General features: G+C 69.5%; 19 protein-coding genes. 2 read left to right on the top strand and 17 right to left on the bottom strand.

From position 1 onward, the window contains the following. Positions 1 to 11: 11 nt before the first annotated feature. Genes rplB through rpsJ form a run of 5 tightly spaced genes read right to left on the bottom strand, consistent with a single transcriptional unit; the run spans position 12 to position 2,837 of the window. On the bottom strand, positions 12 to 851 hold the full coding sequence (gene rplB / locus ABD204_RS06095; RefSeq protein WP_194423759.1) for a 50S ribosomal protein L2: 840 nt from the start codon (positions 849 to 851) through the stop codon (positions 12 to 14). A gap of 25 nt (positions 852 to 876) precedes the next feature. Beyond that, positions 877 to 1,197 (bottom strand): 50S ribosomal protein L23, encoded by a 321-nt coding sequence (gene rplW, locus ABD204_RS06090; RefSeq protein WP_194423758.1) that lies wholly within the window; start codon positions 1,195 to 1,197, stop codon positions 877 to 879. Next, positions 1,194 to 1,856: a 50S ribosomal protein L4 gene (gene rplD / locus ABD204_RS06085; RefSeq protein WP_194423757.1), complete on the bottom strand. Its 663-nt coding sequence runs from the start codon at positions 1,854 to 1,856 to the stop codon at positions 1,194 to 1,196. The genes rplW and rplD overlap by 4 nt, the downstream gene beginning before the upstream one ends. A 4-nt stretch (positions 1,857 to 1,860) precedes the next feature. Next, complete coding sequence (rplC, locus tag ABD204_RS06080) at positions 1,861 to 2,520, bottom strand: 50S ribosomal protein L3 (protein ID WP_194423756.1); 660 nt, start codon at positions 2,518 to 2,520, stop codon at positions 1,861 to 1,863. An 8-nt stretch (positions 2,521 to 2,528) separates the two neighbouring features. After that, a complete protein-coding gene (rpsJ, locus tag ABD204_RS06075; protein WP_039403048.1) occupies positions 2,529 to 2,837 on the bottom strand; it encodes a 30S ribosomal protein S10 in 309 nt (102 codons plus the stop codon). Between the two features lie 641 nt (positions 2,838 to 3,478). Here rpsJ and ABD204_RS06070 point away from each other — a divergent pair. Together ABD204_RS06070 and ABD204_RS06065 are read left to right on the top strand one after the other, a co-directional pair. Continuing rightward, on the top strand, positions 3,479 to 4,552 hold the full coding sequence (locus ABD204_RS06070) for a glycosyltransferase family 2 protein (RefSeq protein ID WP_241747784.1): 1,074 nt from the start codon (positions 3,479 to 3,481) through the stop codon (positions 4,550 to 4,552). A gap of 17 nt (positions 4,553 to 4,569) precedes the next feature. Continuing rightward, a complete protein-coding gene (locus ABD204_RS06065) occupies positions 4,570 to 4,731 on the top strand; it encodes a hypothetical protein (protein WP_194423754.1) in 162 nt (53 codons plus the stop codon). 117 nt (positions 4,732 to 4,848) lie between these two features. On the opposite strand, the gene ABD204_RS06060 is transcribed toward ABD204_RS06065, so the two are convergent. From ABD204_RS06060 to ABD204_RS06005, 12 genes are all read right to left on the bottom strand, one after another. Continuing rightward, positions 4,849 to 10,035 (bottom strand): DUF5979 domain-containing protein, encoded by a 5,187-nt coding sequence (locus ABD204_RS06060; RefSeq protein ID WP_194423753.1) that lies wholly within the window; start codon positions 10,033 to 10,035, stop codon positions 4,849 to 4,851. A gap of 346 nt (positions 10,036 to 10,381) precedes the next feature. Further along, entirely contained in the window at positions 10,382 to 10,597 is a 216-nt protein-coding gene (locus ABD204_RS06055) for an Rv0909 family putative TA system antitoxin (RefSeq protein WP_194423752.1), read from the bottom strand. A gap of 226 nt (positions 10,598 to 10,823) precedes the next feature. Then, positions 10,824 to 12,017: an elongation factor Tu gene (gene tuf / locus ABD204_RS06050; RefSeq protein WP_194423751.1), complete on the bottom strand. Its 1,194-nt coding sequence runs from the start codon at positions 12,015 to 12,017 to the stop codon at positions 10,824 to 10,826. A 143-nt stretch (positions 12,018 to 12,160) separates the two neighbouring features. Next, entirely contained in the window at positions 12,161 to 14,275 is a 2,115-nt protein-coding gene (fusA, locus tag ABD204_RS06045; protein ID WP_194423750.1) for an elongation factor G, read from the bottom strand. 128 nt (positions 14,276 to 14,403) lie between these two features. After that, positions 14,404 to 14,874: a 30S ribosomal protein S7 gene (rpsG, locus tag ABD204_RS06040; RefSeq protein ID WP_045275957.1), complete on the bottom strand. Its 471-nt coding sequence runs from the start codon at positions 14,872 to 14,874 to the stop codon at positions 14,404 to 14,406. A gap of 5 nt (positions 14,875 to 14,879) precedes the next feature. Next, positions 14,880 to 15,248, bottom strand: coding sequence for a 30S ribosomal protein S12 (rpsL, locus tag ABD204_RS06035; protein WP_018171438.1), 369 nt, complete (start codon positions 15,246 to 15,248; stop codon positions 14,880 to 14,882). A 298-nt stretch (positions 15,249 to 15,546) separates the two neighbouring features. Then, on the bottom strand, positions 15,547 to 16,059 hold the full coding sequence (locus ABD204_RS06030) for a hypothetical protein (protein WP_194423749.1): 513 nt from the start codon (positions 16,057 to 16,059) through the stop codon (positions 15,547 to 15,549). After that, a complete protein-coding gene (locus ABD204_RS06025) occupies positions 16,056 to 16,280 on the bottom strand; it encodes an FHA domain-containing protein (RefSeq protein WP_344098373.1) in 225 nt (74 codons plus the stop codon). The genes ABD204_RS06030 and ABD204_RS06025 overlap by 4 nt, the downstream gene beginning before the upstream one ends. Further along, a complete protein-coding gene (locus ABD204_RS06020; protein ID WP_344098372.1) occupies positions 16,277 to 17,830 on the bottom strand; it encodes a DUF5684 domain-containing protein in 1,554 nt (517 codons plus the stop codon). The genes ABD204_RS06025 and ABD204_RS06020 overlap by 4 nt, the downstream gene beginning before the upstream one ends. Further along, positions 17,827 to 20,316 (bottom strand): transglutaminase-like domain-containing protein, encoded by a 2,490-nt coding sequence (locus ABD204_RS06015; protein ID WP_322597524.1) that lies wholly within the window; start codon positions 20,314 to 20,316, stop codon positions 17,827 to 17,829. The genes ABD204_RS06020 and ABD204_RS06015 overlap by 4 nt, the downstream gene beginning before the upstream one ends. Further along, a complete protein-coding gene (locus tag ABD204_RS06010; protein ID WP_194423747.1) occupies positions 20,313 to 21,695 on the bottom strand; it encodes a DUF58 domain-containing protein in 1,383 nt (460 codons plus the stop codon). Before ABD204_RS06010 ends, ABD204_RS06015 begins: the two co-directional genes overlap by 4 nt. Beyond that, a complete protein-coding gene (locus ABD204_RS06005) occupies positions 21,692 to 22,657 on the bottom strand; it encodes an AAA family ATPase (protein WP_194423746.1) in 966 nt (321 codons plus the stop codon). The genes ABD204_RS06010 and ABD204_RS06005 overlap by 4 nt, the downstream gene beginning before the upstream one ends. Positions 22,658 to 22,664: the final 7 nt, after the last annotated feature.

Here is a 22,664-nt window from a genome sequence, read left to right as displayed (position 1 = left end):
TCTGTTCCTACCTACTTGCGCTTCTTGCCGGCGGTGCGACGACGGACGATGTACTTGTCGCTTTCCTTGTTGGGGTGGCGGGTGCGACCCTCCGGCTGGCCCCACGGCGTGACGGGGTTACGACCACCGGAGGTCTTACCCTCACCACCACCGTGCGGGTGGTCGACCGGGTTCATGGCGACACCGCGCACGGTCGGGCGGACGCCCTTCCAGCGCTTGCGGCCGGCCTTGCCCCAGTTGATGTTGGACTGCTCGGCGTTGCCGACCTCGCCGATGGTGGCGCGGCAGCGCGCGTCGACGTTGCGGATCTCGCCCGAGGGCAGACGCAACTGCGCGTACGGGCCGTCCTTGGCGACCAGACGCACCGAGGCGCCGGCCGAGCGTGCCATCTTCGCGCCGCCACCGGGGCGGAGCTCGATCGCGTGGATGACCGTACCGGTGGGGATGTTGCGCAGCGGCAGGTTGTTGCCGGGCTTGATGTCGGCGCCGGCACCCGACTCGACGACGTCGCCCTGCTTGAGCTTGGCGGGCGCCAGGATGTAGCGCTTCTCACCGTCGGCGAAGTGCAGCAGCGCGATACGCGCGGTGCGGTTGGGGTCGTACTCGATGTGAGCGACCTTCGCGTCGATGCCGTCCTTGTCGTTGCGACGGAAGTCGATCACGCGGTACTGGCGCTTGTGCCCACCGCCGATGTGGCGGGTGGTGATGCGGCCCTGGTTGTTGCGTCCACCGGTCTTGGCCAGCGGGCGCAGCAGCGACTTCTCCGGCGTCGATCGGGTGATCTCGGCGAAGTCGGCCACCGACGAGCCGCGGCGACCGGGGGTCGTCGGCTTGTACTTGCGAATAGCCATAGTTCTCTCGTCCCTTACCCGACCGTCAGTTGACTGCCGTGAAGATGTCGATGGAGCCCGACTTCAGGGTCACGATGGCGCGCTTGGTGTCCTTGCGCTTGCCGGTGCCGAAGCGGGTGCGACGGGCCTTGCCGACGCGGTTGATCGTGTTGACGCCGGCGACCTTCACGCCGAAGATCTTCTCGATCGCGGCCTTGATCTCGGTCTTCGAGGCGCGGGGGTCCACCAGGAAGGTGTACTTGCCCTCGTCGATGAGCCCGTAGCTCTTCTCCGAGATGACCGGCTTGAGGATGATGTCGCGCGGGTCCTTGTTGGATGCCGTCTGCAGGACGTTCTCCGTGGTCATGCCGAGACCTCCTCGGTGGCGGCGCTCCTGGACGCGACGAAGGCGTCGTAGGCGGCCTTGGTGAAGACGATGTCGTCGGAGACGAGCACGTCGTAGGCGTTCAGCTGGTCGAACGACAGCACGTGGACGAACGCGAGGTTGCGCACGCTCAGGATGCTGCGCTCGTCGTCGCGGTCCACGACCACGAGCACGTTCTTGGTGGCGCCGAGGCCGGTGAGGACCGATGCGGCGGCCTTGGCCGACGGACCGTTTTCGGTACCGAAGGCCTCGACGATGTGCAGGCGCTCGCCACGGGCGCGGTCGCTCAGGGCGCCGAGCAGGGCGGCGGCGATCATCTTCTTCGGGGTGCGCTGCGCGTAGTCGCGCGGCTTCGGCCCGTGGACGATGCCACCACCGGTCATGTGCGGCGCACGGATCGAACCCTGACGGGCGTTACCGGTGCCCTTCTGCTTGAAGGGCTTGCGGCCGGCACCGGAGACCTCACCGCGACGCTTGGTCGAGTGGGTGCCCTGGCGAGCCGCCGCGCGCTGCGCGACGACGACCTGGTGGATCAGCGGGATGTTCGTCTTGACGTCGAACAGCGCGGCGGGAAGCTCAACCGAACCGGCGTTCTTGCCGTCGGCGCTGCGGACGTCGAGCGCGAGAGTCGAGTCAGCCATGAGATCAGGCACCCTTCACTGCGTTGCGGACGTAGACGGTGCGGCCGCGCGCGCCGGGGACGGCGCCCTTGACGAGCAGCAGACCCTTCTCGGCGTCGACGGCGTGAACCGTGAGGTTGAGGATGGTCACGCGCTCGCCACCCATACGGCCGGCCATGCGCATGCCCTTGAAGACGCGGCTCGGGGTCGCCGAGGCGCCGATCGAACCGGGCTTGCGGTGGTTGCGGTGCGCACCGTGCGAGGCGGAGACGCCCTTGAAGTTGTGGCGCTTCATGACACCCGCGGTGCCCTTGCCCTTGCTGGTGCCGACCACGTCGACCAGCTGACCGGACTCGAAGACACCGTCCACCGTGAGCTCCTGACCGAGTGAGTAGTCAGCGGCATCGGCGGTGCGGATCTCGGTGAGGTGGCGGCGCGGCGTGACGCCGGCGGCCTCGAAGTGCGCGGTGAGGGGCTTGTTGACCTTGCGGGGGTCGATCTGGCCCGCGGCGATCTGGACGGCGTTGTAGCCGTCCTTCTCGAGCGAACGGACCTGAGTGACCACGTTGGGTGCCACCTCGATGACGGTGACGGGGACGAGCTTGCCGTCCGCGTCCCAAACCTGGGTCATGCCGAGCTTGGTGCCCAGCAGTCCCTTGGAAACCTTGGTGTTGATGTCAGCCATGTCGAACCTCAGAGCTTGATCTCGATGTTGACGTCGGCCGGCAGGTCGAGGCGCATCAGCGAGTCGACGGCCTTGGGCGTCGGGTCGACGATGTCGATCAGGCGCTTGTGGGTGCGCATCTCGAAGTGCTCGCGGCTGTCCTTGTACTTGTGGGGCGACCGGATGACGCACACGACGTTCTTCTCGGTCGGGAGGGGCACGGGGCCCACGACCGTCGCGCCCGCACGGGTCACGGTGTCGACGATCTTGCGCGCCGAAGAGTCGAGACCTGCGTGGTCGTACGACTTCAGGCGAATGCGGATCTTCTGTCCCGCCATTGTCTGCTCACTCTCTTTCTCGCGTCTTACCGCGGTGTTCCCCTCACGGGGCACAGCGCAGGCATCGGACGCACATGGCGCTTTCGCGCCCTGGCACTTTCGTCCCGTTCTCACGGGTTCTGCTGCACCGCTGTTCTGATGTCAATCCGAACACCGGGGTGTCCGGCCGGCACTCGCACGCACGGGAGTGCATCCCGGAACGAGGAGGTGTCGGTGTGGCGTTCTGCTGCCCGCGGCCTAGGACCCTGCGCGAGGCCTCCGAAGATGCCTGCCGCGCCGCCTATGCACTGCCCTGGCAGTGATCCGGCGGCAGCAAAAGCGCACGCCGGAATGTGGAACTTCACTAGCTTAGCCGCGGGTCGACACCCCACGCAAACCCGGGCGTGTCGCGCTGGGCCGACTCCCAGGAAACCGTCCTCCCCCGGGCGGGTCGAACGGACCGCAAGGATTCGGCCGCGGAGCGCGAACGCGCGCACACGACGCCTCATGTTGTGCTCGCTTTCCCCGAAGAGCAGTCCCCGCCTCGCGCGCCGGGGCTAACCTTCGGACACCCGCGGAACCGGTCTGAGGACCGGGCGGGACCAGACGTCGCGTTCCGGCGCGACAGACACGAGGGGGTGTCATGGGCGATGACGAAAACGATGCCCGTCGCGGCCCGACAGCCGGTGGGCCGGGTCGTCGCGCTCGTCCCCGCACATGACGAGGCCACGACGATCCGGCGCGCGATAGCGGGGCTGCGCTCCCAGACCGCGACCCCCGACCGGATCATCGTGATCCCGGACAACTGCACCGACGACACCGCGGTGATCGCGGCAGCCGAGGGCGTCGAGGTGCGTCCCACGACCGGCAACGCCGACAAGAAGGCCGGCGCGCTCAACCAGACGTTGGCGGCGATACTCCCCGACCTGGTCGACGACGACGTGGTTCTGGTCCAGGACGCCGACTCGATCCTCGACGCCCCGTTCATCGAACGCGCCCTGATGCGGTTGATCGATCCCCGGTACGGCGCCGTCGGTGGCGTGTTCCGCGGGGACGACCGGCCCGGCTTCGTCGCCCACCTGCAACGCAACGAGTACGCCCGCTACGCCCGGGACGTCTCCCGGTTGCAGGGCCGATGTCTCGTGGTCACCGGAACGGCGGCCTTGTTCCGCGTGCGCACGTTGCGCGAGGTGGCCGCAGGCCGTCTCGGCGGCCGCCTCCCGGTGGGCGATGGCCACGGCGGCGTGTACGACACCACCGTGCTGACCGAGGACAACGAGATCAGCTTCGCCATCCTGCACCTGGGCTATCGCATCATCTCCCCGAGTGCGTGCACGCTGGTCACCGAGACCATGCCCACCTGGCACGACCTGTGGGCGCAGCGGCTCCGGTGGAAGCGCGGTGCCGTGGAGAACTGCCTGCAGTACGGGCTCACACGGGTCACGTGGTCGTACTGGGGACGCCAGGTGCTCACGATGTGCGGGGTCCTGGTGACGGCGATCTACCTGGCGACGCTCGTCGTGGCCGTCACCCTCGGAACCTTCGCCGTGCACCCCTTCTGGCTCGGGATCACCGCGATCTTCATCGTCGAGCGGATCGTGACCGTCCGTCTGCGCGGGTGGCGTCAGATGCTGCTCGCGGCCACGATGTACGAACTCGTCCTGGACGGGTTCCTCCAGATCGTTCAAGGAAAAGCCTATGTCGACGCGCTCACGGGGCGCCGTCGTCAGTGGTAGGAGAGAGAAGGTCCGACATGTACAACACGAACTCCGCGCTGGCCGTCACGGGCGGAGGCGCCATGGTCGCCGGGGCCAACGGCATCTGGTGGCTACTCGCCGCCTTCGCGCTTCTGGCTGCGGGATCCGCGCTGATGCGCATCGTCCCCCGACGCACGGACGCGCCCTCAGGCGACTGACCGGCCCGCGCGCCCACTCCGTTCCGGTCCGCACCGGGTCTCCTCGGTCCAGACCCCCCGGGTTCCGCGGGAGGGGGGCGCGGAACCCGGGGGGTCTGACCTACAGGGAGCCGGCGTTTACACGCTCGCTCCCGATCGACGGCGGCGGCTGGTCGCCACCGTCAGCGCGGCCCCGCCCACCAGGGCGAGGAGCCCGAACAGCACCGCCGGGAGGGCGATCTGACCGCCCGTGACCGGGAGCTCACCGCTCGGACGCGAGCAGTCGTGCGCCGACTGTTCCCCACCGGCGGCGGTGACCGTCGCGGTGTTGAGGAACCCGCCGGCCGCCGGGTCGTCGCCCGCCTGGCAGGCCAGCGACGCCGCCGAAGCGGTCTCGATGTCGACGGTCGCCAGCGCCGTCACCGTGTAGATGTCCTCCGCCCCCGCGGCCAGGACGCGACCGGTGGCCAGCGTCGCGCTCCACGCAGCGGAGAACTCCCCCTCGGTCGGACCGGTCCAGCTCGCACCGGTGACGGTGATGTCGTCACCGAAGCGCAGGGTGTCGTCGAGGTCGTACACCGCGGCCAGCTCCGGGTCCGGGTTGTGGACGACCACGTCGTAGGTGATCCGCCACCGGTCTCCACCGAGGTCCACCGTGTCGATCACGGTCTTGTCGATGGTCACCTCGGGTCGGTCGATTCCGGCGCACGCCGTGTCGGTGACCTCGGCGATGCCGTTCGAGACGGTCGCGGAATTCCACAAACCGGTCTCATCGTCCGACTCGCCGCAGGCGAGGAGTGCGTCGTCGACATCCACCGCCACGGCCACCGTGCGGGTGACGGTGTAGACGTGCACGGCTCCGGCGGGAAGGATCCCGGTGGCCATCGCGGTGACGTCCTCGCCGTTCCAGTCCGGCTCGAGGCTTGCCTTGCCGCCGCCGGTGACGACTGGCCCGGTCGCGTGCCACGTCCCCCCGGTCACCCCGTCCGGAAGGCTCTCCGGTGTGTCGGTGAGGTCGTAGGCGACGGTGATGTCGGAGTCGTTTCGCACGGTCACGTCGTACCCGATCGTCCACTGGCCGGTCTCGGCATCCTGCGCGGAGTCCCGGGCGGTCTTGGTGACCGTCGGCGAGGCCGGCTCGGCGCAACCGTCATCGGAGTCGGTCCCCCCGGGGAACGCGACGGTCGCGATGTTGTGGAACGCGCCCCCGTCACCGGGCTCACAGGCCAGCTGTGGGTCCTCGGTCTCAGGGTCGAACGCGGCGATCACACGGTACGTGTAGACGTGGGCCACCGGCTCGACATCCGCCCCCGCGATGGAGGTGTTCGGCTGGGGCGCGTCGCCGACCCACCCCTCGGAGACCAGGGAGAACCCGGTTCCGAGGTCGGGGGTGTCGGTCAGGGTGTAGACCGTCGCCGTCGGCGAGACGTTGATGACCGTCACGTCGTAGTCGATCTGCCAGGTTCCGTCCTCGAGCTGCTGGACGTCACCGTCGGTTTTGACGACCTCGACCGGCGGCAGTGTCACCGAGACGCATCCTTCGGCGTCTTCGACGATCTCTCCCGAGCCGACGGTCGCCGTGTTGACCAGGCCACCCTCGGGAGTGCCGCACACGCCGATGGACTCGGCGTCGACCGTCGGCACGAGGGTGCCGACGACCGTGTACGCGTAGACCGCGTCGACGGGGAGCGTGCCCTCCCAGACGGTCACCTCGCCCGGGGCGGCGGTCGGGGTGGCGGGCGCCGGAGCGCCGTCCACGGCCGCAAGGGACCACGCGCCACCCTCGAGCGACCACCCGGCCGGAGCCGCGGGCAACTCGTCGGTGAGCACCGCCTGGATGTCGACCGCGCCGGTGTTGGCGATCGTCACGGTGTAGGCGACGTTCACCGAGGCGTCGGCGTTGTGCTGCGCGGCGGATCCGGTCTTCGTGATCGTCGGGAACGCCGGCTCACCGCACGCGAACACGGTGGTGTCATCGCCACCGGTGACCATCGTGGCGCTGTTGAGGAACCCTCCGGCGCCCGGCTCCTGGCCGTCCTGGCACTGCCAGGTGTCGCCGTCCTGCGTTCCGTCCGCGATCGTGGCCACCACGGTCACCGTGTAGGTGTGCGTGCGGTCCGCCGGCTCTGCCGCCGGGGCGATCGAGGCGTCCGTCGCGAGGGTGGCCGTGCCGGCGGGCAGGACGAACTCGCCGCTGCTGCCGCCCGGACCGGTCCAACCGGCCGCGGTCGGGGTGATGCCCTCGCCGAACCGGAGTTCGTCGGTGAGGTCGTAGAAGAACGTCGAGGTCGTGGACTCGTTGGTCACCGACACCTCGTAGACGATCGTCCACGTGCCGTCGGCGTTCTGCACCGGGGATCCGGCCACCAGCGCCTTTCCGACGGTTCCCTCGGCGGGGACGGCGGTGTTGGTGATCTCGCACGTCACGTCGTCACCGACGGCCAGCGTGATTTCGCCGTCCACGACCTCCACCCCGCTGTCGCACGACCATGTACCGGCGGTGTAGCCGGAGGGGCCGTTCTCCTCGAGCAGGTAGGTCGCGCCGCCGCGAAGCGGCTGTGTCGCCGTCGTGGCCACCAGCGGGTCGGACGCCGACTGCGTCTGCGGGTTCCAGTCCTCCGACCCGTCGCCGGACGCGGTGAGGCTCCACTCGTCCGCGACGCGTGACCCGGTTCCATCCCGGTTGTCGACCTTCTTCACCAGGGTCAGCGTCGGCGCGACGTCGGTGTTGGTGAGCACGCACGCCACATCGGATCCCTTGGCGACCTCGACGGTGTCCTCGGCGATCGCGACGGGTTCACCATCGGCGGTGCACGTGATGTCGGTCAGTCGGTAGCCGGGGATCTGGTCGATCTCGTCGATCGTGTAGTCGCCGTGCGGGACGGCGATGGTCTGGTCGTGGTCGAACAGGATCGGGGCGTCCTCGCCGCGCTGCGCCTGCAGCTTCTGGTCCCACGCGGCCGGATCGGTGACCGTTCCGCCGTGGTCGTTCCGGATCAGCTTGGACAGGGTCAGCGTCGAGCGCTGCGCCGTGTTCGTGACGGTGAACTCCACCGCCTCACCGGCGTTGTCGACGTCCGCCTTCTCCGGACTGACGCGCACCGGCGCCCAGCTGTACGAGGCATCCGCGAACATCGCGTCACTCGGGGCGGTCTCGGTCACCGCGCACTCGGAGGTGAGCGGGATGGTGTCGAAGGGACCGGTGAGGGTCGCGGCTCCGCTGGTGTCCACCGACCAGGTTCCGGTCAGCGGCGCATCCTGCCCGTAGACACACGACCAGGTTCCGGAGAAGTCACCCGTGAAACCGTCCGGGGTGCCGACCAGCTCCTTCGTGACGGCGATCTCGCCGTACACCCGCTGTGTGGTGTTCACCACGGTCGCCTTCACCGACTCGCCCGAGACGATCGCGCCCGGTTGGGTCACCTCGCCGACGGTGTCCCACGCGTAGGACTCGTCGACGAGATAGGCCGAGGGGTCGTCGGTGAGGTCGGTGGTGTCTTCCGCGACGACGCAGGTGGCACCGACGGGCAGGTCGCCGATGACCGTCGAACCTTCACCCTCGATGCTCCATTGGCCGGAGGGCCCGGTCGGACTGCAGTCGTAGGTGCCGGTGAAGGTCACGTCGGGCCGGATCCCGGCCGAGCCGTCGTAGTCCTTGACGATCGTGAGCGAACCGGGCGCGATGAGCTTGTTCGTGAACGCGCAGTCGACGCTCGAGCCCGGTCCGACGTCCTGGAGGGTCACTCCGGCCGCGCCCTCGATCGTCGTCTCGGTCGGGTTTCCCCCGAGCGGGGTGACCGTGCACGAGCCGCTGACGAACTCCCAGCCGTCCTGCTGGGTCTCGCTCACCGTGATGTCGGTGGTCGTCCCCGTGGTGCTGTAGATGATGTCCCACGTGGCCGAGCCGTCGGACGCGGTCTGCTGTGTCTCCTGCTCGGGCGTCGATTCGACGGTGCCACCGGCCGTGCCACTCAGGGCCGCGCCGACGCTCCACCCCTCGCCCGGCTGCGGGTTCTCCCCCGCGGCGTCGAGCTCGGTCTTGTCGACGGTGACCGAGGTCACCAGCGGGGCGTTCGTGAAGGTGCACAGCACGCTGGCGCCCGAGACGTTCGGAATGGCCACCGTTCCCGAGGTCCCCGCCGTCACGGTGGTGCCGTCGTCACAGGTCCACGAGCTGGCGTAATCCGCACCGTCACCGGCGGCCATGCTCTCGCTGATCTGGTACTCGTCGCCGGCGATCACCGGGATCGGCCCGATCTGCTCGGCCTGAACCCCCGTCGCGGTCCCCGTCGTGGTCGCCGTGGCGATCTCCTCGCCGTCGCGGGAGACGCGCAGCGTGAACTGGTCACCGGCATCGACACGGCCTGCGACGTCCTTGACGACCGTGAGGTTGGCGGGCGAATTGCAGCCGGCCAGATCGGTCGAGCTGGTGTTGGTCGTCGCCGTCGACAGCTCGGACCAGTCCGACGGGTCGTAGCGCTTCACGGTCGATCCGTTGCCGAGGTAGACCGAGCCGTCGCCGTCGAAGGCGATCCCGTTGACGTTGCTCAGCCCGTCGAGATCCATGGCGTTGGTCGCCGAGAAAGCCAGCGCGCTCCCGTTCGCGGCGGCGAGCGTCTCGGCGGTGATGGTGAAGACGTTGATGGTGTCGCCGCTGCGGACGATGTAGAGGTTCCCGGAGCTGTCGAAGGCCATGTCGCCGTTCGCAGTCGCGTCTCCGGGCAACCCGGTGTCGAAGAAGCCGAGTGTGGAAATCTGGTCCGTCGCCGGATCGAACTCGTACAGACGGAACAACAGATCGCCGTCACCTCCGCCTCCGCCACCGCCGACCCGGTCGTACCCTCCGAACAGGTACCGGCCGTTGTCGAGGTTGACGGCACCGGTCACCAGCGAACGGTTGTTGCCGGTGTTCAGCGCGGTGTTGGGGATCTGCTCGACCACGCCGCTGCTCGGGGTGTAGCGGATGATCGACGCGACGTTCTGATTGATGTCCCCCGAACGCTCGTAGGCGTAGACCACCGTTCCGCCGGCCCCGATGGCGAGCCCGTTCGCTTCGGTGTAGTCCCCCAGGTCGACGACCTCCGACGGTGCGGGGTCGTTCGGGTTGACGATGTGGCGGATGACGCCGCGCGAGGAGATCGAATAGACGTTGTCCGGCTCGCAGACCAGGGGCGATCCGGCGGTCTGCGTCTGCGGTGTCTGCACCCGCGACGAACTCGACACGGTCGAGGTCTCTGCCGCAGTCGCAGGCGTGATCCCCGCCACCATCAACGCGGCCGAGACGAGCGCGGTCACGCCGCCCGCGCCCCAACGGCGGCGTGTCATCCGCGTCTGCGCGCGAGTGTCTTCCTTTCGATGTGCACGCCGCGTCCCCACGCGGTGTGCTCCGGCGAATTCCCAGTTCGATGCCATTGCAAGCCTTCGTCATCCGTGACGGAGCAGCAGCGAGCGGCGCGCCCCCAGAGCGCGCCGCTTGGCGTGCCCCCACGGCACGCCGATACTGCTGTTTCCCAGTTAAGACCCCCCAGCGAGGTCCTCCCCGGACGCTAACAACCCGCTTCCGCCCTCCCCGGCAACTTGCGCCAAATCGCGGGAAAAACGAAGGCGCGGGGCGGAATTCTCAGCGAATCCCGCCCCGCTCTTGCGTCATGAAATGCGCAACACGACGCCCCTATCGGTCACCTATGTGCTTGTCGATAGCCTCGCGCACGTTGTCGACATGCTCATCGACGCCGTCCGGCGCGACCTTCTTCACGAACTCCGATGCCGCGTCCAGGGCGCCGTCGCTGACGCCCTCCGCCTGTTCCGATTTCAGGACGTCGTCGATCTTGTCTTTGTTCTGGTCCAGGAAGTCCTTGCCCTGATTCACCAGATCATCGATACCCATCCGATCCTCCTCCCGCCCGGGTTCCGGGCCTCGCGGCCCATTGTGGCCGCTCCTGCGGGCACACGAAAGGCCCCCGGGAATCCCGGGGGCCTTTCGTGTCGACCGGAGCATCTGCGGCGTACCGCAGGGCGATCTGAGTCGAGATCTCGATACGCCGCCGTCGGCGGCTACCCGATCTGAGTCGCAGGCGTGTCAACGCTGCTCCGCAGCATTGACACGCCTCGACTCACTTGATGATCTTGGTGACGGTGCCGGCACCGACGGTGCGGCCACCCTCGCGGATGGCGAAGCCGAGGCCCTCCTCCATGGCGATCGGCTGGATGAGCTCGACCGTCATGTCGGTGGTGTCGCCGGGCATGACCATCTCGGTGCCCTCGGGCAGCGAGATGACGCCGGTGACGTCGGTGGTGCGGAAGTAGAACTGCGGGCGGTAGTTCGTGAAGAACGGGTTGTGACGCCCACCCTCGTCCTTGGACAGGATGTAGGCGGTGCCCTCGAAGTCCGTGTGCGGGGTGACCGAACCGGGCTTCACGACGACCTGGCCGCGCTCGACGTCGTCACGCTTGGTGCCGCGCAGGAGCAGACCACAGTTCTCGCCGGCCCACGCCTCGTCGAGCTGCTTGTGGAACATCTCGATACCGGTGACGATCGTCTTCTGCGTCGGGCGCAGACCCACGATCTCGACCTCGGAGTTGATGGCCAGGGTTCCACGCTCGGCGCGGCCGGTGACGACCGTTCCACGACCGGTGATCGTGAAGACGTCCTCGACCGGCATCAGGAACGGCTTGTCCTTGTCGCGCACCGGGTCCGGGACGTTCTCGTCGACGGCGTCCATGAGGTCGAGGATGGACTGGGTCCACTTCTCGTCGCCCTCGAGGGCCTTCAGGCCCGAGACCTGGACGACCGGCGCGTTGTCGCCGTCGAAGTCCTGGCTCGAGAGGAGCTCGCGAACCTCGAGCTCGACGAGCTCCAGGATCTCCTCGTCGTCGACCATGTCGGCCTTGTTCAGCGCGACGACCAGGTAGGGGACGCCGACCTGCTTGGCGAGCAGCACGTGCTCACGCGTCTGCGCCATCGGACCGTCGGTGGCGGCGACCACGAGGATCGCGCCGTCCATCTGGGCGGCACCGGTGATCATGTTCTTGATGTAGTCGGCGTGACCCGGGGCATCGACGTGGGCGTAGTGACGCTTCGGGGTCTCGTACTCGACGTGCGAGATGTTGATCGTGATGCCGCGCTGGCGCTCTTCCGGCGCCGAGTCGATCGACGAGAAGTCGCGGAGCACGTTGGTGTCCGACGGGTACTTCTCGGCGAGCACCTTGGAGATCGCCGCGGTGAGCGTGGTCTTGCCGTGGTCGACGTGACCGATCGTTCCGATGTTGACGTGCGGCTTGGTCCGCTCGAACTTGGCCTTAGCCACTGGGTCCTCCTCAGGACGTCGTGTAGATCTCCCGGGCACTGGATTGCGACCGGTCGTCTACGGGGATGGTTGTCAGTCTAATAGACGGGTCTGTATTCAGTTTGAGGGTCGCCGGGGCCGCCGTGACGGCCCCGGCGCCAGGGCTATTCGCCCTTGTTCTTCTGGATGATCTCGTCGGCCACGGCCTTGGGGACCTCGGCGTAGCTCTCGAAAGTCATCGAATAGACAGCACGGCCCGAGGTCTTCGAGCGCAGGTCGCCGATGTAGCCGAACATCTCCGACAGCGGAACGCTCGCGCGCACCACCTTGACGCCGGCGGCGTCCTCCATCGACTGGATCTGTCCACGACGCGAGTTCAGGTCGCCGATGACATCACCCATGTACTCCTCGGGGGTGCGCACCTCGACGGCCATGACCGGCTCGAGAATCACGGGGCTGGCCTTGCGGGCGGCCTCCTTGAAGCCCATCGAGCCGGCGATCTTGAACGCCATCTCCGACGAGTCGACATCGTGCGACGCGCCGTCCAGGAGCGTCGCCTTGACGCCGACCATCGGGTATCCGGCGAGGATACCGACGTTCATCGCGTCCTGGAAGCCCGCGTCGACCGAGGGGATGTACTCGCGCGGCACGCGGCCACCGGTGACCTTGTTCTCGAATTCGTAGACCTTGTCGCCCTCGACCTCCATGGGAGCGAGCGCGAACTGGATCTTCGCGAACTGGCCCGATCCACCCGTCTGCTTCTTGTGGGTGAAGTCGTGCTTGTCCACCGTCTTGCGGAGCGTCTCGCGGTAGGCCACCTGGGGCTTTCCGACGTTCGCCTCGACCTTGAACTCGCGCTTCATGCGGTCCACGAGGATGTCGAGGTGCAGCTCGCCCATACCCTTGATGACCGTCTGTCCGGTCTCGGCGTTGAGCTCGACGCGGAACGTCGGGTCCTCTTCGGCGAGCTTCTGGATGGCCAGCGAGAGCTTCTCCTGGTCAGCCTTGGTCTTGGGCTCGATGGCGACCTCGATGACCGGCTCGGGGAAGGTCATCGACTCGAGCACGACCTGGCTGTCCGAGTCGGACAGGGTGTCACCGGTGGTGGTGTCCTTCAGGCCGATGACCGCGTAGATGTGGCCGGCGGTGACCGAATCGACCGGGTTCTCCTTGTTGGCGTGCATCTGGAAGATCTTCCCGACACGCTCCTTCTTGCTCTTGGTCGAGTTCACGACCGCCGAGCCGGAGTCGAGCTGACCCGAGTACACGCGGATGTAGGTGAGGCGACCGAAGAAGGGGTGCGAGACGACCTTGAACGCGAGCGCCGAGAAGGGCTCTTCGCGGTCGGCGTGGCGCTCGATGATCTTCTCTTCGTCCTTGGGGTCGTGCGCCTCGATGGCGGGCACGTCCAGGGGCGAGGGGAGGTAGTCCACGACCGCGTCGAGCATCGGCTGCACACCGCGGTTCTTGAACGCCGAACCGCAGAGCACCGGGTACGCCTCGCCGGCGATGGTGAGCTTGCGGATGGCGCCCTTGATCTCCTCGGGGGTGAGCTCCTCGCCACCGAAGTACTTCTCCAGCAACGCGTCGTCGGACTCGGCGACGGCCTCGAGCAGCTGCTCGCGGTACTCGTCGACCTTGTCGACCATGTCGGCCGGGATCTCCTGGATTTCGTACTTGGCACCCATGGTGACATCACCCTTGGCGTCGCCGGGCCACACCAGGGCGCGCTTGTAGATGAGGTCGATGACGCCGACGAAGTCGTTCTCGGCACCGATCGGAAGCTGCAGCACCAGCGGCTTGGCCTTCAGACGCGAGATGATCGTGTCGACCGTGAAGTAGAAGTCCGCGCCGAGCTTGTCCATCTTGTTGACGAAGCAGATGCGGGGGACGTTGTACTTGTCGGCCTGACGCCACACGGTCTCCGACTGGGGCTCGACGCCCTCCTTGCCGTCGAAGACGGCCACGGCACCGTCGAGCACGCGGAGCGAGCGCTCCACCTCGACGGTGAAGTCGACGTGCCCGGGGGTGTCGATGATGTTGATCTGGTTGTTCTCCCAGAAGCAGGTCACCGCGGCCGAGGTGATCGTGATGCCGCGCTCCTGCTCCTGCTCCATCCAGTCGGTGGTGGCGGCACCGTCGTGCGTCTCACCGATCTTGTGGTTGACGCCCGTGTAGAACAGGATGCGCTCGGTCGTCGTCGTCTTGCCGGCATCGATGTGCGCCATGATGCCGATGTTGCGGACCTTCTTGAGGTCGGTGAGCACGTCTTGTGCCACGGGTTTTCCTTACGTCGTTGGAGTCGAGCTTCTGTGTGGTTGCGTTCCGGCGCCGTGCCGCGACACGCGGCTCGGGGCGTTCACCCGGGGGCCGTCGCCGGCCCCCGGCTACCGCGGGTGAGCTTCACTCACCAACGGTAGTGCGCGAACGCCCGGTTCGACTCGGCCATCTTGTGGGTGTCCTCGCGGCGCTTGACCGCGGCACCCAGGCCGTTCGAGGCATCCAGGATCTCGTTCTGGAGGCGCTCGGTCATCGTCTTCTCACGACGGCCCTTGGCGTAGCTGACCAGCCAGCGCAGCGCGAGGGTGTTCGCGCGGTGCGGCTTGACCTCGACCGGCACCTGGTAGGTCGAACCACCGACGCGGCGGCTCTTGACCTCGAGGGTCGGACGCACGTTGTCGAGGGCCTTCTTGAGGGTGGCGACGGCATCCTGACCGTTCTTGGCCTCGACGCCGCGGAGGGCGGTGTACACGATCGACTCGGCGATGGACTTCTTGCCGTCCACGAGGATCTTGTTGACCAGCTGGGTCACGATCGGTGCGCCGTAGACCGGGTCGTTGACGACGGGGCGCTTCGGGGCGGGTCCCTTACGAGGCATCTAACTCAACCCTTCTTCGCGCCGTAGCGACTACGGGCCTGCTTGCGGTTCTTGACGGCCTGGGTGTCCAGGGCGCCGCGAACGATCTTGTACCGCACACCGGGGAGGTCCTTCACACGACCGCCGCGCACGAGCACCAGCGAGTGCTCCTGGAGGTTGTGGCCCTCACCGGGGATGTACGCGGTGACCTCGGTGCCGTTGCGGAGCTTGACACGGGCGACCTTGCGCATCGCCGAGTTCGGCTTCTTCGGGGTGGTGGTGTACACACGGGTGCACACCCCCGCCTGCTGCGGGTTCGCCTTCAGCGCCGGAGCCTTGGTCTTGGAGACCTTGGGGCTGCGGCCCTTGCGAACCAACTGCTGAATGGTTGGCACGTTCTCTCTACTTTCGTTGTGCTGCACGGTGACAGCGTCGTGGTCTCCCCCGAGACGATCTCCTCGTCTCGGGCACACGTGGGATCCACCGGCGCGGGAGAAGGTCTTCCGCGCTGTCGTCTGATGGATATGCCGTGGGGGTGGCCTGTTCGCAGACCGTTCCCTGAGATGTGACGTCCTCGCGGATCCGACCGGCGCGTCGAGACACGGCAGACGGCGCGCGCGGACGCACACCCGATCCATGATAGGCGCTCGGACCGAGGGGGGCAAACGAGCGCGGGCCCGCCCCGGGGTCCTCTCAGCCGATCAGCAGCAGCGCGAGGGCCACGCCCGCCACGAGAGCGCCGGCGCACACACCGCCGACCAGCAGCACGACCCGTCGACGATGCCGGCGGCGGCGTGCGGCCGAAACGGCGTCGCCATCGACCGGTCCGCCGGCACGCCGGGGGTCCGGCGCCCCTCTGCGGGCGATGCCGACGTCGGGCTCTCGCGGCGCGGACGACGCGAAGACGCCGTCCGGTATCGACGCGGTGCGCACCAGAGGGCGCTCGGCGGTGATGGCGGGGTCAGCCGTCCGCGCCGGCCGCACCCGCACGGTGGTGCCCTCCGGGCGGGGCGACGCCGTGCCGGACGCATCCGCGTGGGCCCGCCGCCCGGGCGCGGTCGTCGCGTCCGGATCGCGTCGACGCGCCGGGGCGGTCACGTCCGCGGACTCGTCCGCACGGCGGGTCTCGCGACGCGACACCCGGGTGGACTCGTCGTCACCGAGGGCGTCGTGCGGGCGGGCGTCGTCCCCGGGCCTGGGCGTCACGAGGTGGCGGCCTCCTCGAGCCGCAGCTCGGCGTCTCCGAGCAGGAAGCGGGGGGTCAGGCGCGTCACCGCCCCGGGGTGCACGTCGGTCTCGTCGTCGTTGTCGGCGATCAGCACCACACCGTTGGTCGAATCCAGGTCGACGACGGTCCATACGTCCCCCCGGAGCTCGAGTCGGGCGTGGGTCTTCGACACGGTGCGCGTCGGGTCACCGACGGTCACCAGCTGAGCGTGGGGGAAAGCGGCATCGACGCGGGGCCGGCGGCCGACGACCGCGACGTCCTCGGTGAGGGCGATGCGCTCCCCGTCCGGTCCGACCAGGACCCACCCGGTCCGGCGACGACGCGTGACGATCGTCTGGTCGACCAGGTCGTCGTCGCGGCTGACATCGGCGAAACGCGCCGAGACCGAGGAGCGCGCCGAGCGCGGCGAACCCGCCACCGGGGCGCCGACGATCGCCGAGACGCCGGCGTCGTCGGGGAACACCACCNGCGCGCCGAGCGCGGCGAACCCGCCACCGGGGCGCCGACGATCGCCGAGACGCCGGCGTCGTTGGGGGAGGCCCCGGCGTCCCCGTCGGGGCCTTCCCCGAGGCCACGCGGCGCGGCCGGGGCGCGGGTGACCGGCGGTGCCGCGTCGATCTGCGCCGCGACCTCCCCGACGCTCTCCGGTGACCGCGCGGGCGTGACGGACGCATCCGGTGCCCCAGCGACGTCGCGCGACGGCGAGGCGGGCTCCTCGGACGCGTCAGGGACCGCCGGCGTCACCTCACGGGGGTCGTGCGGCGCGTCGTGCTGCGACGGCCGGGCGTCATCGACCGGGACGGCCGAGATCGGTGCCGGGGCACCGGGCACGGCGTCGGTGACCTCCCCGGTGAATTCCCCGGGCGCACTGAGGTCGAATCCGTTCCACGCCGGGCGCGCGGTGGACCGACGCAGGGGTGGCGGCACGCGGTCTTCATCCGCGTCGGCCGTCGCCGGGGTCGACGGCGGGAGGTCTGCCGGATCGGGACGGTGCGGGGGCGACGGCGGTGTCACGACACCGGCGGGGACCGGCGTCTCATCGAACAGTGCCCCCTGCACCGGATCATCGACCGCCGAGTCGGTGTCGGGATCCTCGTCGAGCACATCGGGCCACCAGTCCGCGAAGGGGGAGACCGGTGCGGGGGCGGGCGTCGACGGCGCCTCGTCCGCCACGTCCGCCACGTCCGCCGGCGTCTCGGCCGGCTCGACCGGGACCTCGGCACGCGTCGGAGCCCATCCCTCGAGGCCGCTCGAAGCGCGGCCGCGCTCGCCCGGCGCTTCGGCACCGAAGGATGCGGGGGTGCCGTCGAAGCCGCGGGAGTAGACCGGCTCGGCCGCGTCCGCGTGGGTGCGCCGGCGTGGCGCCCCCACGGCCTCGGCCCCGATCCAGCGTGCCGAACCGAAGCCGAGGACGGTCGCCCAGACCGGGGGCAGCACAACGGCCAGGACCGTCATGCCCCCGCCGAACCCGAAGGAGCGGCCGACCCGGTGGGCCGCCAGGACGAACACGACGAACACGATCACCGGACCTGCCACAGGAAGCAGGAACAGCAGCACACTCCACCACGGATACCCCGCGAGCTGGAAGAGCACGCCGACGTTGTACACGGGGACCCACCCCTTCCAGCCGGACTCGCCCGACTTGCGGAACACCGCCGACAGGGCGATCGCGATCCACACGTACAACAGCGCGCTCACCAGGAGCGAGGTCGCCACAACGGCGACCGTGGCGGCGGAGTCGGTGTTCATGGCATGGTGCGCGCTCGCCTGGACGAGCCGCGCTCCCCCCTTTCGGCGAGACGACGGCGGCGGCCGCCCGGTGGGGCGGCGTGATGGATGAATGATCTCAAAGAAACGGAGGCCACGAGCGCGCGCCACACACCCCTGCCGCCGCGCAGCTCGCGGCGGCGACGGTCCACATCGTCCCAGAACGCCTGCGCCTGATCGGCGGTGGCGCCGCGGCCGGAGAACACCGCCGCATCGGCCGCTGCGGCGATCCGTCGCCCGTCCGGGAGGTCCCACAGCGCCGCGGTCTCCGCGCGGGTGCGCGATCCGGGAGCTTCCCACCCCGCGTCGACGGCGGCATCGACGATCTCGTCCCAGCCGCCGGCGATCCGCGTCGCCGGTGTCGCCGCCCGCCTGCGCCCCCTCCTCCTGGCCGCCTTCGCGGCGAGGACCGCGATGAAGGGTCCGAGCAACAGCAGGGCCAGGAGGGACCAGATCGCGATCACCCGCAGGATCGGCCACAGCCACGCCAGATCGACGCCGGTCTCGTCGGAGTCGTCGCGCGCGAGCGCCTCGTCCTCCTGCGTCGGGTCGGGCGGGACCACCTCCTCCACCGCGTCGGGCCGCACGTCGGTGACGTTCTCGGGGTCGCGTTGCTCGGTCGTCTCCAGGCTCGGCGAGGTCTCGTGCTGCGGGGTGACATCCAGTGCGACCCATTCCCCCGTCGAGGCGCGCACCTCGACCCACGCGGCGAGATCCGCCGGACGGCATACGCCTTCGTCGCACACCGGAAGGGTGGGATCGTCGGAGGACAGTCGCGTGCCCACCACGACCCGCGCGGGGAAACCCAGCTCTTCGGCGATGAGGGCCGCCGCGACCGCGAACTGCTCGTCGTCGCCGACGGCGGCGACGAGGTTGTCGGCGGCCACCGCCTGCGGGTCCGCCTCGCGCTGCAGCAGTCGCGAGAACATCTGGTCGATACGGGCGAGCGAGTGGCCTGCCGCGGCGGGCTGGAAGCGGTAGTCGCCGAGGTCGGTGCTCCAGCGGGCGGGCGGATCGGATGCGTTCAGCGCATGACTGAGGTAGCCGCGCTCGCGCAGGAGGTCGATCAGGGCCACGAGCGCCGCGCCGTCCGAGCCGGTCCGATGCTCCTCCACCCAGGTGCGCAGGCTCTCGGGCGCGGTCACCGACGAGGCCGACCCGGGTGCGGTGATCGTGGCCGGATCGGGGTCGGCGGCGAGGGAGGCCTCGAGCACATAGCCGTCCCCTTCCCGCAGGCCGCCACCGGCGGTCTCCACCCCCGCGGCGTCCGTCGCGCTGTAGTAGAAGCCGTCGGCGAGGGCCGTCGCCCGGTCACCGGTGAAGTCGACCTCGACCAGGTCACCGACGGTGGGCATCCAGACACCGTCGAGATCGACGATCTCGACCTCGACCCGCGCCGGGGCCCCCTCCTGCGCCGTGCGGGTGGCGGGGACCCGCACGAATCGTGTGTCGGACTCGGTGCGGAACACCTCGCCGTCGTATCCGTCGAGCACCGCGATCCTGACCCGCTCGGGATCCCCGTCGACCGCGTCGACGGTGAACAAGACGTCGTCCGCGCGCGCATCGTCGAAGGCGGCGCGGTAGACCGCGAGCGGACTGATCTCGGCGGACAGATCGACATCGGGCGCCGTCACACTGCGCAGGACGTCGCGGTCCAGTCCCTGCGCGGCCCACGGCACCACCGCCACCGCCACCGCCACCGCCAGGCCCAGCAACCCCACCGCCGTCCACCCCCTCGCGACGGACGCCCCGGACGCACGGCGCCCCACCCGGGCCCCCCGCGCACGTCCGAGCGCGCCGGTGCGCTGCGCACGCCCGCGCCACACCAGCCACAGCAGGAGCACCAGGAGGGTCGCGACGCCCAGGGCCGTCTCGACCGGGGCGACGAACACGAACGGACCGACCACGATCGACGCGCTGACCGAGGTGCGGCCGAACAGCAGGCCGAACATGACCATGCCCATCGCCACCGGAACGGCCAGGTACGCCAGCCGATCCCGTCGCCACGACGTCAGCAGCAACGTGCACGTGCCCACCAGGAAGACGACGAGGGCCGGCACGAGGAGGTTGCGATACGCGCCCACGGGAAGGTCGACGGTGAGCAGATCCTTCCCGCCGAAGACCACGCCGGCGAGCACATCACCGACAGCAGCCGGCACCTGCGCGAGGCCGGTCAGGCGGGACGGCACCGCGGCAGCCACGCCTGCGACCAGCAGTGCCGCGACAAGGAGCGCGGCGACGGTCCATCCGCCCCAGCGCCGTCGCTGCGCGAGCATCGCGATCACGGCACCCGGCACGACGCCGGCGGCGACGACCACGAGGTAGGCCGTGTCGGCGTACACGGGCCACGCGGCCGCTGTCGCCAGGGCGCCCACGGCGAGCGCGAGCATCGTCCCGGCCACGAAGCGGGCGTCCCCCTCGACCGGACGCTCCCGCGCGGCCCGCGGCGCGGCCCCCGTGGCGCTCACGTGGTCGCTCCCCGCACCAGCAGTCCCGACAGGTCCTCGATCGTGCCGATGGTGAGCACGGTCATCCCGTTCACCGACTGCATCCGCGGATGCGCGCGTTCGTCACAGCGCACCCCCACGACGGTCGTCTCGGCGGGAAAGCGCAGCACCGCCTGCCGCAACCGGGTCAGCGGCACACGCGACCCGGTGACGATGAACGCGATCGACAGGCGGTCGCTCGACTCCGCGGCCAGGGCGCACACCTCGCCGACGGACATCGTCGTCTCGAGCAGATCGATGGCGCTGAACCCGTCGAGCATGCGGCGCGGCGAGACGGCGGGCACACGCTGGAGGGCCCGCAAGCGGCCGCGCACGGCACGGGGCACATCGGCCCCGGCGACGATGTCGACGTCGCGCGCATCACGCACCGCGCGCAGACCCAGGGAGGCCGCGCACGAGACGGCGAGTTCGAACTCGTCCGCGTCGACGTACTCGTCCTCGGCGATCGCCAGGACGACGGCCATCCGCGAACGGCGGGTCTCTTCGTACTGACGCACCATGAGGCGGCCCGTCTTGGCCGTGGACTTCCAGTGCACCTGACGACGACTGTCACCGGGGGCGTACTCGCGGATGGCGTGGAAGGACATGTCCGCGTCGACCAGGCGCCGCGTCGGTGCGCCCTCGAGGTCGCGGATGAGGCCGGCACTGGTCGAGGGGAGTGCGACGGTGCGCGGATGGACGTACAGTTCGTGCACGTCGTGGAACGCGTGCTCGCGACGCAGGAGACCCAGCGGGTCGGCACGGACCGTGGTGGCGGGACCGACCGACACGATGCCGCGCCGCAGATCGGGAAGCTCGAGGGGGTCGGCGACCTGGTGTCCGGGCCGCAGCAGCGGCACGTCGATCTCGACCAGCCCGTCGCCGACGGGGACGTCCAACCGGCCGGGGAGCGTCGTGCGTGCGCCGACGTTGCGCACCCCGATCGCCCCGGTCACGGCCGAGCCGGCCACGACCCGGTCCCTCCCGAGCGACAGGTCCACGGCGTACGAGCGCGCACCGAAGAGGAACGGCACCGCCGTCAGCAGCAGCACCAGCGCGATGACCGCCGCGACCAACCACTCGACCCATCCGAACAACACCCCCCCGCACAGGCCCACGGTGGCCGCGGCGACGACCAGCACACCGGCCGGGCGCACGGTCCGCGCGCTCCACCGGGCCGCTCCCGCGACCCCCACCCCCGCGGCCCGGAACCACCGTGTGAGGGCGACGACCACCCGCACGAGCACGCGGTCGCGGCGCGAACCCGACACCTGCGTGCCGGTCGCGGCGAGGGTCGTCGTGCCGCCGGCACTGTCGCCGCCGGTGGCGGTGCGGGTGAATCGGGCGGCGGTGCGGGTCATACCGCCTCGCGTCGCGTGGGCGGCTCGACATCCAGCAGAACCTGCCCGATGACCGCTTCGGGGGTCACGCCGTCGAACTCGGCCTCGGCGTGCAGAATGAGCCGATGCGCGAGGACCGGCACGGCGAGGGCCTTGACGTCGTCGGGGGTGACGAAGGTGCGCCCCTGCGTGGCGGCGCGGGCACGGCTGGACCGCGTGAGGGCCAGCGCACCGCGGATGCTGACCCCGAGTCGCACCTCGTCGGCCGAGCGCGTCGCATCCACCAGGCGGGCGATGTAGTCCAGCACGAGGGCGTCGGCATAGACGGTGGCGGCGAGATCGGCCATGCCGACCAGGGCCTGTGGCGTGATGATCGGGCTCAGCGCCTCGGTCGCGACGGCCGCCCCGTCGAGGATCCGCACCGTCGCGGCGTGGTCGGGGTAGCCGAGCGAGGCGCGCATCAGGAAGCGGTCCAGCTGCGCCTCCGGAAGCCGGTAGGTCCCGGCCTGTTCGACCGGGTTCTGCGTGGCCAGCACGAGGAACGGGACGCCGACGGGACGGCTGACCCCGTCGATGGTGACGTGCCCTTCCTCCATGACCTCGAGCAGAGCCGACTGGGTCTTGGGGCTCGCCCGGTTGATCTCATCGGCGAGGACGATGTTGGCGAAGACCGGTCCGGCGTGGAACTCGAACACGCCCTGCTTCTGGTCGTACACGCTGATGCCCGTGATGTCGCCGGGCAGGAGGTCGGGCGTGAACTGGATGCGGGTGTTGGTGCCCTGCACCGACTGGGCGATCGCACGGGCGAGCGAGGTCTTGCCGGTGCCGGGGACGTCTTCGAGGAGCACGTGTCCGTCGCTGAGCATCGCGGTGAGCACGAGCTCGACGACGTGACGCTTGCCCAACAGCGCGCGCTCGACGTTGTCGGCGATCTGCGCGAAGGTCTGGGAGAACCAGGTGGCCTGTTCCTGCGTGATGGTCATCGTTCCT

Origin of the sequence: Microbacterium aquimaris (genome assembly GCF_039531285.1) — a bacterium.
In the GTDB taxonomy this organism is placed as follows: Bacteria; Actinomycetota; Actinomycetes; order Actinomycetales; family Microbacteriaceae; genus Microbacterium; species Microbacterium aquimaris.
The sequence above is the reverse complement of the archived record's forward strand: the minus strand, read 5'-3'. Positions and strand labels throughout refer to the sequence as shown.